The sequence below is a fragment of the Bacillus zhangzhouensis genome, from assembly GCF_000715205.1.
Classification (GTDB): domain Bacteria; phylum Bacillota; class Bacilli; order Bacillales; family Bacillaceae; genus Bacillus; species Bacillus zhangzhouensis.
On record NZ_JOTP01000005.1, the window covers coordinates 143,683 to 157,807 of the forward strand.

Genomic DNA, 14,125 nt, shown 5'->3' on the forward strand with positions numbered 1-14,125 from the left:
GATGAGTAACATGCGTCATCAGGAATTAGGATTATCAGATGAACAAGCAATTGACATATATAAAACAATGCTACTAGCAAGAAAAATCGATGAACGGATGTGGCTATTAAACCGTTCTGGGAAAATTCCATTCGTGATCTCTTGTCAAGGGCAGGAAGCGCAGCAAGTCGGAGCAGCCTTTGCGCTTAATAGAGAAGAAGATTATGTATTACCTTACTATCGCGATATGGGGATTGTGCTGGCATTTGGGATGACAGCGAAAGATTTAATGATGTCTGGTTTCGCAAAAAAAGACGATCCAAACTCAGGCGGAAGACAGATGCCGGGTCATTTTGGACAAAAATCAAACCGAATTGTGACCGGATCATCGCCTGTCACAACACAGGTTCCTCATGCGGTGGGAATCGCACTTGCTGGACGTTTAGAGAAGAAAAACTTTGTCAGCTTTGTCACGTTCGGTGAAGGCTCTTCAAACCAAGGTGATTTCCACGAAGGAGCCAACTTTGCTGCTGTGCATAAGCTGCCTGTTATTCTCATGTGTGAAAACAATAAGTACGCCATTTCCGTTCCATACGACAAACAAGTGGCATGTGAACGCATTTCAGATCGTGCGATTGGGTACGGAATGCCTGGCATTACCGTAGATGGTAATGATCCGCTTGAAGTATATGCAGCTGTCAAAGAAGCGAGAGATCGTGCGGCGAGAGGCGAAGGCCCAACATTGATTGAAGCTATTTCTTACCGTTTAACTGCGCATTCTAGTGATGACGATGATTCAAGCTATCGAGAAAAAGAAGAAGTGCTCGAAGCGAGAAAGAAAGACCCGCTCATCCAATATGAAACGTACTTAATCGAAGGTAACGTCATGACTTCTGAAATGAAAGAAGAGATGACAAAAGAAATCATGCAAATCGTAAACGAAGCCACTGATGAAGCGGAAAACGCAGCTTATGCTGAAGCAGAAAGCGCACTTCGTTACGTGTATGCGGAGTAAGGGGGAAGAAAAATGCCTGTTATGTCATATATAGACGCCATTACACTGGCGATGAAAGAAGAAATGGAACGAGATCCGAAAGTGTTTGTGCTCGGAGAGGATGTCGGGAAAAAAGGCGGCGTATTTAAAGCGACAGCGGGTCTTTACGAGCAATTTGGAGAAGAGCGCGTGATGGATACACCACTTGCAGAATCAGCTATTGCTGGTGTGGGTATTGGGGCAGCGATGTATGGAATGCGCCCGATTGCAGAGATGCAATTTGCGGATTTCATTATGCCTGCTATCAACCAAATCATTTCAGAGGCTGCAAAAATTAGATACCGCTCAAATAATGATTGGAGCTGTCCAATGGTCATCCGCGCACCTTATGGCGGCGGTGTTCATGGAGCACTTTATCATTCACAATCGGTCGAAGCGATTTTTGCCAATCAACCTGGCTTAAAGATTGTGATGCCTTCTACACCTTATGATGTAAAAGGTCTTTTAAAGGCCGCAGTGCGTGATCCAGATCCTGTATTGTTCTTTGAACACAAACGTGCATACCGTCTCATTAAAGGAGAAGTGCCTGAAGAGGATTATACACTTCCTATTGGAAAAGCAGATGTGAAACGTGAAGGCGATGATATCACGGTCATTACATATGGCCTATGTGTTCATTTTGCGCTGCAAGCAGCAGACCGCCTTGCAAAAGACGGAATTTCCGCTCATATTCTCGATTTGCGAACAGTATACCCGCTTGATCAGGAAGCGATTATTGAAGCGGCATCAAAAACGGGAAAAGTTCTTCTTTTAACGGAAGATACAAAAGAGGGAAGCATTATGAGTGAGGTTGCGGCGATCATTTCGGAGCATTGCTTATTTGATTTAGATGCACCTATTAAACGTCTAGCAGGACCTGATATCCCGCCAATGCCTTATGCCCCGACAATGGAAAAATTCTTCATGGTCAATCCGGATAAGGTAGAAGCTGAAATGAGAGAGCTAGCGGCGTTTTAAGAAAGAGGAGGGTTTCAAGTGGCAATTGAACAAATGAAAATGCCTCAGCTAGGTGAAAGTGTAACAGAAGGAACCATTAGCAAATGGCTCGTTTCACCTGGCGATCAAGTGAATAAATACGATCCTATTGCGGAAGTGATGACGGATAAAGTGAACGCAGAGGTCCCGTCATCCTTTACAGGAACGATTACAAAGCTATCGGCTGAGGAAGGCGATACACTTCAAGTCGGAGAAGTTTTTTGTGAAATTGAAGTAGAAGGCAGCACGCAGCAGAGTGCAAAAGAAGAAGCGGCACCTGAACAAAACGAAGCATCCGCTCCTGATCAAGCAAAAGTGGATCAAAGTCAAAAGAAACGATACTCTCCAGCAGTCCTTCGCTTAGCAGATGAGCATGGGATTGATTTAGCGGCTGTTCAAGGAACAGGAGCAGGCGGCCGAATCACAAGAAAAGATTTGCTTCAGCTCATCGAGGGTGGAGGCGTAAAAGAGAAGGCAGCACCTGTAAGTGAAGGTGAGGTTCAAACGGATCGTACGCCGTCATCAAAAGCGAAAGATGCGCCTTCCATCTCTTCAATGCCTGGTGATGTCGAGCTGCCAGTCACACCGATCCGGCAGGCGATTGCAGCAAATATGCTGAGAAGCAAACATGAAATTCCACATGCATGGACGATGATGGAAGTCGATGTGACAAACCTTGTGACAAGAAGAAATCAGCTAAAGGATCAATTTAAAGCAAAAGAAGGCTTTAATTTGACGTTCTTTGCATTCTTTGTCAAAGCAGTGGCTCAAGCATTAAAGGAATTCCCTGAAATGAACAGCATGTGGGCTGGAGATAAAATTGTTCAAAAGAAAGCAATCAATGTTTCGATTGCTGTCGCTACAGATGACGCTCTTTTTGTTCCAGTGATTAAGGATGCTGATGAAAAGACCATTAAGGGTATCGCCAAAGAAATTCATGAGCTTGCTTCCAAGGTAAGACAAGGAACGCTGAAGCAAAGTGACATGGAAGGCGGCACCTTCACCGTAAATAATACGGGGTCATTTGGTTCAATACAATCAATGGGGATCATTAATTACCCGCAAGCGGCCATTTTACAAGTAGAATCGATCGTGAAGCGTCCAATGATTGTGGGTGGAATGATTGCGGCAAGAGACATGGTGAACCTTTGTCTCTCATTGGATCACAGAGTACTAGATGGTCTTGTGTGCGGCAGATTCCTTCAAAGAATTAAACAAATCCTTGAAGGCATCGACGAGCAGACATCTGTTTATTAAGCCACTTTAATTTCCCCCTCCCGATCATGAGAGGGGGATTTCCATATCAATGAGAAAGGAGCGATGATATGTCCGGACTAGATTTTTTTGCTTTTCTAACGATTGGCCTCATGTTTATCACAGCGATTGCGTTCGCTTTTCTTCGGTATATTTCGAAATCACGCAATCAACCTAAAAGATTACTACTCATCATATCCATCGTTTCAATCATTCAAATTGCGTACTGCTTGCTATTTATAGGTGGATTTAAAGGAGCAGCAAATAGCTTTTTAGGCATTTCACTTCTTTTAGGCACTCTGCTTGGGTATGCACTTGAATATTTATACAGACGCTATATTAAAAAAACGCCCGAATCTAAATGATCTCGGGCGCTTTCTTTATTGTGCTGGAACAATAAAGGTCAAATGTTGCTTTAATACTTCGAGGGAAGAGGGGGCTGTCATGTATACTTCACCGTCTGTATCTGCATCCATTTCCTCTTTTGTGTGGATATGAACACGGGACGATTGGATGAGAGACAGATCACCGGTAAAATCCTCTAGCTCTTCCCGGTTCATTGAAAATATCTCTTTTAAAGCAGAGAAACTAGTATTTCTACAAATTAAAATTTCGGCTTTTCCATCATCAATTGCTGCATTTGGCAAATCAATTTTATTTGTACCGATAAATTGTCCGTTCATCACAAGTACGATCACAGCTTCCTCTTCCCAGTTTTCCTCTTCGGTTTCAATGCGTACGTGAAAAGGATCTGTTTGCTGCAGGGTTCTAATGGCGCTTGTGAAGTAGCTGATTTTGCCGAGTACGGCTTTTTCCTTGTCATTAATATTATTGGAGGTGTCTGCAATGAGCCCGATCCCCCAGAAATTTAAAAGGTATCGATCTTCTGCTTTGATTAAGTCGACCTTTTTTCGGGCGCCGTCTACAATCATTTGAGCAGCTTTTTGCATTTGTTGAGGAATGCCAAGCGTTCTAGAAAAGTCATTGCATGTCCCGCCAGGTAATATCGCTACAGCCGGCCTTTTTGCTAAACCGCCAATTCCGTTCATGCATTCATGTACGGTACCATCTCCACCTAATATAATGAGCAATTCAACTGTCTCATCTATCGCACGGCAGAAATGATAGGCATCATTTGGCTGCTTTGTTGGTTTAAGGATGAGTTCATCGATATGTAGAGAAAGAAGAGGCACTGTTTGACCTAGTGTTTTTTCCATGTTTTTTTGTCCAGCATTTCCATTATAAATAAGCATCGCTTTTTTGAATTGTGCCATCACGCAGTTCTCCCTTTCATCTCTTTATCATCACTTTTCCCCAATTTGACAGCTCATAAACGATGTTTGAAAAAAGTGAAGAGGGAAAAGACAACACATTTGCCCGCAGGCGTTTTCCTTGATATGATGGAGTTAAAATGGTGTTGGTACGTAGAAGGAGTGAACGGATATGAATATTGATTTTAATTTATTTATGAATGATATTGTGAAACAAGCGAGAGAAGAGATCAAGCAGGCAGGCTACAATGAACTGACAACAGCTGAAGAAGTAGACGAAGCACTGACTAAAAAAGGCACGGCACTTGTTATGGTGAATTCAGTGTGCGGTTGTGCTGGCGGTATTGCAAGACCAGCTGCTGGTTATTCTGTTCATTACGATAAGCGTCCAAATCAATTGCTAACAGTGTTTGCTGGACAGGACAAAGAGGCAACGGCAAGAGCACGTGAATACTTTGAAGGCTTCCCGCCGTCTTCACCATCATTTGCACTACTAAAAGATGGTAAGATCATCAAAATGGTAGAGCGTCATGAAATTGAGGGACACGAACCAATGGAAGTTGTGTCAAAACTTCAAGCCGCTTTCGATGAGCATTGCGAAGAAATATAAAATGTACCTTTTGAACGAATAAATATGAAGCAGTCCGGTCTTTTGGCCGGTCTGTTTTTTGTTTTATAAGACAATTGTATCGAAATAATTTTAGCAAAATACTATTGCATCTTAAAAAGAAAGTGTTTAAAATACATTATAGTGAATAAATATTCAAATTTACACATGATTTTAAATACTGGGAGGCATCATCATATGAAAAAGTGGTTATTATTACTTATGACGGCTGGTCTTGCAGCTGCCCTAGCAGCATGCGGAACTTCTTCTAATAATTCAAACGCATCAGGAGATGACAAAACACTCATCATGGCGACATCAGCAGATTATCCGCCATTTGAATCAAAAGATGGCGATAAAGTTGTCGGTTTCGATGTAGATCTTGCAACAGCACTGGCGAAAAAGAACGGCTACAAGATAGAAATTCAAGATATGGACTTTGCAAGCCTTGTATCAGCACTTAAAACAAACAAAGCGGATATTGTCCTTGCAGGAATGACACCTACAGAAAAACGTAAAAAACAAGTTGATTTCTCTGATGTCTATTACAATGCTGAAAACTTGGTTGTATCAAAGAAATCTAGCGGAATCAAAGCAGAGAAAGATTTAAAAGACAAAACAGTTGGCGTTCAATTAGGCTCTATTCAACAGGATGAAGCAAACGGTTTTCAAAAGAAATATAACTTAACAGTTGAAGATCGTAATAAAATCTCTGATATCATTCAAGAGATCAAAGCCGGCCGCTTTGATGCAGCGATTATTGAAGATAAAGTGGCTGCTGGTTACTTAGAAAAGGAAAAAGAATTCCAAGCATTTGGATTGAATAGCTCAAACGAAGGTTCAGCCATTGCATTCAAAAAAAATAGCGACTTAACAGCGAAATTCAATAAATCTTTAAAAGAAATGAAGGATAATGGCGAACTTGATCAATTGATTAAAAAATGGTTTGCTGATGAAAAATAATGCAGGAAAAGGATCAGCGTCATTCATGAAAATCAAGTAGTAAGCGCTGAAAAGTTCAACACGTGTTGAACTTTTTTCCTGTTTATTCTTTGATTTCGTATGAAGGCAAAAAAAGGAGAATATAATGATGGATTTTAAAGATGTAATACCTCAGATGCCCTTTATTTTAGAAGGTCTTAAGGTCACGCTTTCTATTGTAGTGGTGTCACTTTTCCTTGGTTTTATCTTAGGGATTTTATTAACGCTCTGTAAAATTAGTGTGTTTAAGCCGCTCATTTGGCTTGCAGATTTTTATACGTCAATCTTCCGAGGCACACCGCTTGTGCTTCAGCTTCTGATTATCTATTTTGGTCTGCCTCAGCTTCTCGGCTTTCAAATCGATCAATACTGGGCTGCTGTAGCGGCATTTTCACTCAACTCGGCGGCATACGTATCTGAAATTATTCGTGCTGGTATTAATGCCATTGATAAAGGTCAAAAAGAAGCGGCCGTTGCTTTAGGCATCCCTTATGCTAAAATGATGAAGGACTTATTGCTTCCACAAGCATTCAAAAATATTTCACCTGCACTTGTGAACGAAACGATTACACTGACAAAAGAATCAGCGATTGTTACAGTCATTGGACTGGGCGATGTGATGAGACGAGCCTACCAAGCAGGTGCCGTTACGTATAATTATCTCGAACCGCTTATTTTTGCGGGTCTCATCTATTATGTCATCGTGCTTGTTCTCACCTTTGTCGGCAAATCGGTGGAAAGGAAGTTAAAATCTAATGATTAAAATAGAGAAGCTCACAAAATCTTTTGGCAAAAATGAAGTACTAAAAGGAATCGACACTACCATTCAAGAAGGGGAAGTTGTCGCGGTCATTGGACCATCTGGTTCAGGAAAATCGACGTTTCTTCGCTGCATCAACTTACTTGAAAAGCCGACTTCCGGTGTCATTACGATTAAGGATACGGAGATCACAAACCCAAAAACCAATGCACTAAAAGTACGTGAGAACATTGGAATGGTGTTTCAGCATTTCCACCTGTTCCCGCATAAAACCGTGTTAGAAAATATTACGTATGCGCCAATGAATGTGAAGAATCAATCGAAAGAAGACAGCATCAAACAAGCCGAAGACCTGTTAAAAAAGGTAGGGCTTTTAGAGAAAAAAGATGATTTCCCGAACCGTTTGTCCGGTGGTCAAAAGCAGCGTGTGGCGATTGCACGTGCGCTTGCAATGACACCAGACATTATGCTGTTTGACGAACCAACTTCTGCACTTGATCCTGAAATGGTGAAGGAAGTATTAGAGGTCATGAAAGAGCTGGCTCAATCGGGGATGACGCTCGTGATCGTCACACATGAAATGGGCTTTGCAAAAGAAGTGGCTGACCGTGTGATCTTTATGGATGACGGGAAAATTGTAGAAGATGCGAATCCTGTTCAATTTTTTGAATCGCCGTCTTCACAGCGTGCGCAAGACTTTTTACAAAAAATATTATAAAGAAAAAAAGAAGGAGACTTAACATCTTCTTCTTTTTTTGATTATAATGGGGAAAGTAAAAAAAGTTCATCATTTCACAAAAGTGAATGGAAACAAGACAGAAAAGAGTGAATTACATCATGTTTAAAATCGGCTACCGAACGCTGAAAACAGCATTAGGAACAGCTATAGCCATCTATATTGCACAAATGCTTGGCTTGCAAAATTATTCAGCTGCCGGGATAATTACAATCCTGTGCATTCAGGTGACGAAAAAAAGGTCACTCTTAGCATCAGGGGCTCGGTTTGCAGCATGCAGTCTCGCCATCTTGTTTTCTTATTTATTTTTCGATCTGATTGGTTATCATCCTTTCGTTATTGGACTCATGCTGCTCGTCTTTATTCCGACAACCGTTTTGCTCCGAATCAAAGAAGGGATTGTCACAAGCTCTGTCATCATTCTTCATTTGTACATGTCTGGGGGGATTACTCTTCATCTCATCTGGAATGAGCTGCTGCTGATCACAACTGGTGTTGGGGTAGCGCTCATTATGAACCTGTATATGCCAAGTGTTGATAAAAAGCTCAAACGATACAGTGAACAAATTGAAGCCAATTTTGCAAAAATCTTTGAAGAAATTGAGCAATACTTGATGACAGGGAAACAAGACTGGACAGGCAAAGAAATACCAGAGACACACCAATTGATCAAAGAAGCGAAAGCTCTCGCATATCGTGATGTTGAAAACCATGTGCTAAGACATGAAAATCTGTATTATCATTATTTCAACATGAGACAAAAGCAATTTGAAATCATTGAGCGCGTGCTTCCGAAAATTACGTCTATTTCCATTACAACAGAGCATGGGCAAATCATTGCAGAATACATCAGAGACTTGCGCGAACATATTCACCCAGGTAACACGGCGCATAAGTTTTTAAGACGTCTCATTGATATGAAAGAAGAGTTCGAAGCTCTCCCGCTTCCGCAAACACGAGAAGAATTTGAGGCAAGAGCCGCACTCTTTCATTTCCTCGGGGAAATGGAACAATATTTAGTGTTGAAAAGCTATTTTAAAGGGATGAAAGAATAGAGACGCATGAGTTCCTCCTTCATTGGTCAATCTAATGAAAAAAGGAGGAGCCTATGCGTCTTTTATTTTATACCGTGCTGACCATGTCCCTTTCGCCTATTTGGCCGCTCGGACAGAACCCGCTTCCCGGAGACCCATTTGTCATTATTAATAAACAAACGAACGAACTTGCTTATATTGATCAAGGGAAAATCCAAAACGTATATCCTGCTTCTACAGGGAAAACAGTTGAGTTAACGCCAGAAGGTGAATTTACCATTATGATTAAAGCGAAAGATCCTTATTACAGAAGAAAGAATATTGAAGGCGGTGCGAAGAATAACCCTCTTGGCCGAAGATGGATTGGATTTGATGCACGAGGGACAGATGGAAGAATCTATGGGATTCATGGAACAAGTGACGAAACATCGATAGGGAAATTTATCACGGCAGGCTGTGTGAGACTTCATAATCAAGATGTAGAACAGCTGTTTGATCAGCTTCCAATTGGAACAAAAGTGTGGATTACCAAATCAAGCGATTCATTTGAAAAGCTAGCAAAAGACAAACAGGCCATTCGTTGATCGAACGAATCACCTGCTTGTCTGCTGTTATAGAAACCTTATAAAAAGGTTGCTGCTCCTGCTAATAGTGAAGAAATTAACAGCAAGCTAATCATGAGCAATACCATAAATTTCATGAATTTCTGAGACATATCGCACCCCTATTACGGAAGATTTTTGCGACGAGCGCACCTTTCTTTATTCTAGCTGGTTTTTTAGTACGCGACAAGTGATCAACAAAGGAAGTGAACGGATGAACCAAATCGATCATATCGCCATTGCTGTCTTTTCTATTAAAGAAACAAGTCATACGCTTCATCAACTGTTTAACTGGCAATTTTCAGACATACAAGAAATTCCTGAACAAGAGATTAAGGCGTCCTTCGCTTCACTTGGTGACCTGCACATTGAATTAATTGAACCGATGGCAGATCATAGCAAATTACATACCTTCCTAACAAAAAGAGGAGAGGGTCTTCATCATATTGCATTAAAGTCAGATGACATTCAGGCTGATCTTACCCATCTTGATCACTTAGACGTACAGCTCCTTCAAAAAACAGCACAAATGGGTGCCAGCGGAAAACGTATCGCATTTATTTCACCAAAAGAAACAGCGGGTGTGTTATTTGAATTGTGTGAGCCCTTGAAAGGAGAGAAATATGGCGATGAATGAATCGTTCAATGACTTGTCTGAATGGCGAGAGAAGGCTTTAAAGGGCGGTGGTGAAAAACGAGCAGCGGCTCAACGAAACAAAGGAAAGCTGACTGTTCGTCAGCGGCTGCATGAACTTCTTGATCAGGATAGCTTGATGGAAATGCAGCCGTTTGCAAAAGGTTACAGATCAGAGCATGTAGGTGACGGCGTCATTATTGGAACGGGGCTGATTCATGAAAGACCCGTATGTGTTTATGCTCAAGATGCGACAGTATATGGGGGATCATTAGGCGAAATGCATGCCAAAAAAATTGCCTCTTTAATGGATCTGGCGGCTAAAAATCAGATGCCCATCATCGGTCTAAAAGACTCAGGTGGTGCGAGAATTCAAGAGGGTGTGGTATCATTAGAAGGATACGGTCAGATTTTTAAACGTAACGTGTTGTACTCTGGTCAAATCCCGCAAATATCCGTTATTTTAGGCTCATGTGCTGGAGGTGCAGTTTATTCGCCTGCATTGACTGATTTTGTATTCATGACGGAGCAAACAGCCCATATGTTTTTAACTGGTCCGAAAGTCATAGAGAAGGCAACAGGAGAAACGGTCTGTCCTGACCGGCTTGGCGGTGCAAGTGTTCAGCATCAGACAAGCGGGAATGTGCACTATACTGGGAAAGATGAGAGGGACGTGTTAAAAGCGGTTCGAACTCTTTTAACGTACATACCAACGAAACAACAGGCTGTCATTCATAGAGAGGCACGTAAGCATGATGCCATTGATCCAGGCGACATCTTGCCAAGGGATCCATCACGCACCTATGATGTCAAACAAGTGGTGACAGCGATAACCGATCACGGCTCATTCTTTGAAACGCAGCCTTGTTTCTCGAAAAATATCGTCACAGGTTTTGCCAGATTACAAGGGTCTTCGATTGGTCTTGTCGCCAATCAGCCAAAGGTGCTGGCAGGAAGCCTTGATCTTGACGCTGCTGATAAAGCGGCCAGGTTTATCCGGTTTTGCGATGCGTTTCATATTCCCATCTTAACCCTTGTGGATGTTCCTGGGTTTTTACCAGGGGAGAAAGCTGAGCATGCGGGAATTATCCGGCACGGCGCGAAGCTTCTATATGCGTACGCAGAAGCGACAGTTCCAAAAATCACCGTGATTTTAAGAAAGGCGTTTGGCGGTGCATATGTCGCCATGAATAGTAAGGGCTTAGGGGCTGACTTTGTTTATGCATGGCCGGAGGCAGAAATCGATATCATGGGAAAAACGTTTGCAGACGAAATTGTTCAATCTGCTTCGCAGGAGTTTGACAAGGAACCGAGTGTATTGAAAGCGGCTCAGTTAGGGCTGGTAGACGATATTTTAACGCCAACTGAAACGAGAGAGCGATTGATTCGCTCATTTGATCTGCTTCGCAGTAAAGTAGAAGATAGACCGTTAAAAAAGCATGGCAACATGCCGCTATAAGAGGAGGAGCACCATCATGATCAATGAGAAACGCTTACTAGACGAATTTTTAGAACTTGTTCAGATTGATTCGGAAACAAAACACGAAGAAAAGATTGTTGAAGTATTAAAAGAAAAATTTACGCAGCTTGGTCTTAAAGTGGTTGAAGACGATTCAAAGGCGACAACTGGCCACGGTGCAGGGAACCTCATTTGCACACTTGAAGGAAATCAAGAGGCGGATACAATCTATTTCACTTCTCATATGGACACAGTTGTTCCAGGGAATGGTGTAAAACCAGTCATTGAAAACGGCTATGTCAAGACGGATGGAACAACCATTCTTGGAGCTGACGATAAAACAGGGCTTGCTGCTATGTTTGAAGCCATCCGCGTGCTGAAAGAGAAGAATTTGCCGCATGGTACGATTGAATTTGTCATCACGGCAGGTGAGGAATCAGGACTGGTTGGAGCAAAAGCGTTAGATCCGAAACTGATGACAGCAAAATATGGCTATGCCCTTGATTCAGATGGCAAGGTCGGTACGATTATCGTGGTTGCGCCAACACAGGCGAAAGTACGCGCAACCATTTATGGAAAAACAGCTCACGCAGGTGTGGCACCTGAAAAAGGCGTGTCTGCGATTACCATTGCATCAAAAGCGATTGCCAGCATGCCGCTTGGCCGTATTGATGAAGAAACAACGGCGAATATCGGCCGTTTTGAAGGCGGAACGCAAACGAATATTGTCTGCGATCAAGTCGATATTCTTGCTGAAGCACGCTCTTTAGAACCTGCAAAAATGGAAGCACAAGTAGCGAAGATGAAAGAAGCCTTTGAAAAAACCGCTAAAGAAATGGGTGGAAGTGCCGATGTACAAATTGACATCATGTATCCAGGCTTCAAATTCTCTCACGGCGATCAAGTCGTAGAAGTGGCGAAAAAAGCGGCTGCGAAAATTGGCCGTCCTTCAGAACTACAGACGAGCGGTGGAGGCAGTGATGCAAACGTCATTGCCGGGAACGGCGTCCCAACCGTCAACCTAGCTGTTGGATATGAAGATATTCATACGAAAAATGAGAAAATGCCGATTGAAGAATTAGTCAAAACAGCTGAAATGGTTCTCGCCATTATCGAAGAAACGACAAATCCATCGTAAAGGCAGGAGACTCTGTGAGCACGCAAAAGATCATTATTTTCCAGGTGGGGCAAGAGGATTTTGGCATCAGTGTAGAGCATATTCGTTCGATTGAGAAGGTTCCTTATTTACAAGAAGTATCGAACCTCCCAAAAGAAATTAAAGGACTCATGTCATTAAGAGGAGAGGTCATTCCAGTCAGTGACACAGGTGTGATGCTTCACGGAAAGCCCCTTGATGTGAACGAACAGTCCAAGATTTTACTATTTGAATTAAACGATCAAATGATTGGCTGTCTTGTCTCAGATGCGAAAGATATCATTGATATCGAGCTAAGCGAGATCAAGCCATTTCATATGAACACAAAAGCATCTGAATATTTCTTCGGCGTCGTGGAGAGAGAGAACAAGATGATTTTACAAGTGGACCCTAGTAAGTTCCTTGGAAAAATTGAGGACCTCGATCAATTGCCAGAAAGATTGAAAGAAGAATTGGCATAAAGAAAGCCCCTTATCATCAGATAAGGGGCTCATTTTTATTCAGCAGCTGGGTTGATTTGATCGTTTGCCGCAGCTTTCGTTTTTGATTTTTGGTACATCACATTTAAAATAATTGTTTGAATCGTGAGTAATAATCCGCTTGTCATCCAGTATAAAGGAAGGGCAGCGGGTGCATTGATTGAAATAAACAGCATCATAATTGGGAAAATCATGCCCATCACTTTGGCTTGCTTCAGCGCAGCCTCTGTTTGGGTGCCTGATTGCTTCGCATATCTTTGCGTGACATAAAATTGCAAGAAATACATAGCGCCTGCAAAGATTGCTACCAATAGATCGGTTTGTCCTAAGTTAAACCATAAGAACGAATGTGTTGCGATCTCTGGTGTTGAGCGGATAGCCGAGTAAAAGCCAAGAACAATTGGAATTTGAATCAGCATAGGCAGACAGCCCATCGCCAGCGGGTTTACGTTGTTCTCTTTGTAAACTTTCATCATTTCCATTTGTAGTTCTTTTTGTTTCTCAGGTTCTTTCGTTTTCTTCAATTTGCTTTGTATTTGGTCAATTTGAGGTTTAATCAGTGCCATTTTCTCCTGCATGACTTTTTGTTTCTTAAATTGATTCGCAAAAAGCGGGAAAATGAGCAGGCGGACAATCAACGTCACGAACATAATGGATAACCCATAATCATCATGAAAGAAGTTCGCAAGCCAAATGATCAACTCAGAAAAAGGCTGGACAAAATAATGATGGAAAAACCCATCAGAGCTCGTATTCGTTTGCGCACTTGCCGCAAATGCAGGTGACGCCATCATCATCAAAAATAAAGTAGTGCAAACAGTCAATAAACGTTTCAATTCGTTTCCTCCTCAATAATAAAAATCTAATAAGAGAGAGGAAGCGAATGGTCTTCATCATCATTTGATGATCTTTTCATTCGAATGACTTTACTAATCCAAGTTGTAATGCGATCATATATGATAAACAGAAAGTCTGTTCGATTCAAGCACGATGCGTTCAACTCTTCCAAACGATGACCACCAAGGTGCTCGTTCATTCGGCAATCTTTTAATAAAAACGCAATGCCGATAGCCGTCAGCGCTGGAAGAATAATCGTAAAGAATTCAACAAGGAAAAAGACTTCATTGAATGTATCAATAATCAT

18 protein-coding genes are annotated in these 14,125 nt (G+C 41.9%); 14 read left to right on the top strand and 4 right to left on the bottom strand.

Features of this window, described 5'->3' with window-relative positions:
- Nucleotide 1: 1 nt before the first annotated feature.
- The 4 genes from BA70_RS06555 (at nucleotide 2) to BA70_RS06570 (ending at nucleotide 3,627) form a co-directional block, all read left to right on the top strand.
- A complete protein-coding gene (locus tag BA70_RS06555) occupies nucleotides 2–994 on the top strand; it encodes a thiamine pyrophosphate-dependent dehydrogenase E1 component subunit alpha (protein WP_034319744.1) in 993 nt (330 codons plus the stop codon).
- 12 nt (nucleotides 995–1,006) lie between these two features.
- A complete protein-coding gene (locus BA70_RS06560; protein ID WP_034319747.1) occupies nucleotides 1,007–1,990 on the top strand; it encodes an alpha-ketoacid dehydrogenase subunit beta in 984 nt (327 codons plus the stop codon).
- 18 nt (nucleotides 1,991–2,008) lie between these two features.
- Entirely contained in the window at nucleotides 2,009–3,265 is a 1,257-nt protein-coding gene (locus tag BA70_RS06565) for a dihydrolipoamide acetyltransferase family protein (RefSeq protein WP_034319750.1), read from the top strand.
- A 68-nt stretch (nucleotides 3,266–3,333) separates the two neighbouring features.
- Nucleotides 3,334–3,627 (top strand): YesK family protein, encoded by a 294-nt coding sequence (locus tag BA70_RS06570; protein ID WP_034319752.1) that lies wholly within the window; start codon nucleotides 3,334–3,336, stop codon nucleotides 3,625–3,627.
- A gap of 15 nt (nucleotides 3,628–3,642) precedes the next feature.
- On the opposite strand, the gene BA70_RS06575 is transcribed toward BA70_RS06570, so the two are convergent.
- Nucleotides 3,643–4,536, bottom strand: coding sequence for a YegS/Rv2252/BmrU family lipid kinase (locus BA70_RS06575; protein ID WP_034319755.1), 894 nt, complete (start codon nucleotides 4,534–4,536; stop codon nucleotides 3,643–3,645).
- 169 nt (nucleotides 4,537–4,705) lie between these two features.
- On the opposite strand from BA70_RS06575, the gene BA70_RS06580 reads away from it, so the two are divergent.
- The 6 genes from BA70_RS06580 (at nucleotide 4,706) to BA70_RS06605 (ending at nucleotide 9,235) form a co-directional block, all read left to right on the top strand.
- Entirely contained in the window at nucleotides 4,706–5,143 is a 438-nt protein-coding gene (locus BA70_RS06580) for a BrxA/BrxB family bacilliredoxin (RefSeq protein ID WP_034319759.1), read from the top strand.
- A gap of 195 nt (nucleotides 5,144–5,338) precedes the next feature.
- Entirely contained in the window at nucleotides 5,339–6,103 is a 765-nt protein-coding gene (locus BA70_RS06585) for a transporter substrate-binding domain-containing protein (RefSeq protein WP_034319762.1), read from the top strand.
- A 127-nt stretch (nucleotides 6,104–6,230) separates the two neighbouring features.
- Nucleotides 6,231–6,884: an arginine ABC transporter permease ArtQ gene (locus BA70_RS06590; RefSeq protein ID WP_008358556.1), complete on the top strand. Its 654-nt coding sequence runs from the start codon at nucleotides 6,231–6,233 to the stop codon at nucleotides 6,882–6,884.
- Nucleotides 6,877–7,599, top strand: a complete 723-nt coding sequence (locus BA70_RS06595; RefSeq protein ID WP_034319766.1) for an arginine ABC transporter ATP-binding protein ArtM — start codon at nucleotides 6,877–6,879, stop codon at nucleotides 7,597–7,599. The genes BA70_RS06590 and BA70_RS06595 overlap by 8 nt, the downstream gene beginning before the upstream one ends.
- Nucleotides 7,600–7,718: 119 nt before the next feature.
- Entirely contained in the window at nucleotides 7,719–8,672 is a 954-nt protein-coding gene (locus BA70_RS06600) for an aromatic acid exporter family protein (protein ID WP_034319768.1), read from the top strand.
- A gap of 53 nt (nucleotides 8,673–8,725) precedes the next feature.
- Nucleotides 8,726–9,235, top strand: coding sequence for a L,D-transpeptidase (locus tag BA70_RS06605; RefSeq protein ID WP_034319771.1), 510 nt, complete (start codon nucleotides 8,726–8,728; stop codon nucleotides 9,233–9,235).
- A gap of 38 nt (nucleotides 9,236–9,273) precedes the next feature.
- Here the strand turns inward: BA70_RS06605 and prli42 are convergent, their stop codons facing one another.
- The gene (gene prli42 / locus BA70_RS19930) at nucleotides 9,274–9,366 is read right to left on the bottom strand and encodes a stressosome-associated protein Prli42 (RefSeq protein ID WP_149865350.1); all 93 of its coding nucleotides are present in this window, start codon (nucleotides 9,364–9,366) and stop codon (nucleotides 9,274–9,276) included.
- A gap of 101 nt (nucleotides 9,367–9,467) precedes the next feature.
- Between prli42 and mce the strand changes: the two genes are divergently transcribed.
- The 4 genes from mce to BA70_RS06625 are packed head-to-tail and all read left to right on the top strand — an operon-like array spanning nucleotide 9,468 to nucleotide 12,963.
- Nucleotides 9,468–9,890, top strand: coding sequence for a methylmalonyl-CoA epimerase (gene mce, locus BA70_RS06610; RefSeq protein WP_034319773.1), 423 nt, complete (start codon nucleotides 9,468–9,470; stop codon nucleotides 9,888–9,890).
- Complete coding sequence (locus BA70_RS06615) at nucleotides 9,877–11,346, top strand: acyl-CoA carboxylase subunit beta (RefSeq protein WP_034319776.1); 1,470 nt, start codon at nucleotides 9,877–9,879, stop codon at nucleotides 11,344–11,346. Before mce ends, BA70_RS06615 begins: the two co-directional genes overlap by 14 nt.
- A 16-nt stretch (nucleotides 11,347–11,362) precedes the next feature.
- Entirely contained in the window at nucleotides 11,363–12,484 is a 1,122-nt protein-coding gene (locus BA70_RS06620) for a M20/M25/M40 family metallo-hydrolase (RefSeq protein WP_034319778.1), read from the top strand.
- A gap of 14 nt (nucleotides 12,485–12,498) precedes the next feature.
- Nucleotides 12,499–12,963 carry a chemotaxis protein CheW gene (locus BA70_RS06625; RefSeq protein ID WP_034319781.1) on the top strand — a complete coding sequence of 155 codons (465 nt, stop codon included), beginning with the start codon at nucleotides 12,499–12,501 and terminating at the stop codon, nucleotides 12,961–12,963.
- A gap of 35 nt (nucleotides 12,964–12,998) precedes the next feature.
- Here the strand turns inward: BA70_RS06625 and BA70_RS06630 are convergent, their stop codons facing one another.
- Entirely contained in the window at nucleotides 12,999–13,817 is an 819-nt protein-coding gene (locus BA70_RS06630; RefSeq protein WP_034319784.1) for a membrane protein insertase YidC, read from the bottom strand.
- A 26-nt stretch (nucleotides 13,818–13,843) separates the two neighbouring features.
- Entirely contained in the window at nucleotides 13,844–14,125 is a 282-nt protein-coding gene (locus BA70_RS06635) for a hypothetical protein (RefSeq protein ID WP_008358810.1), read from the bottom strand.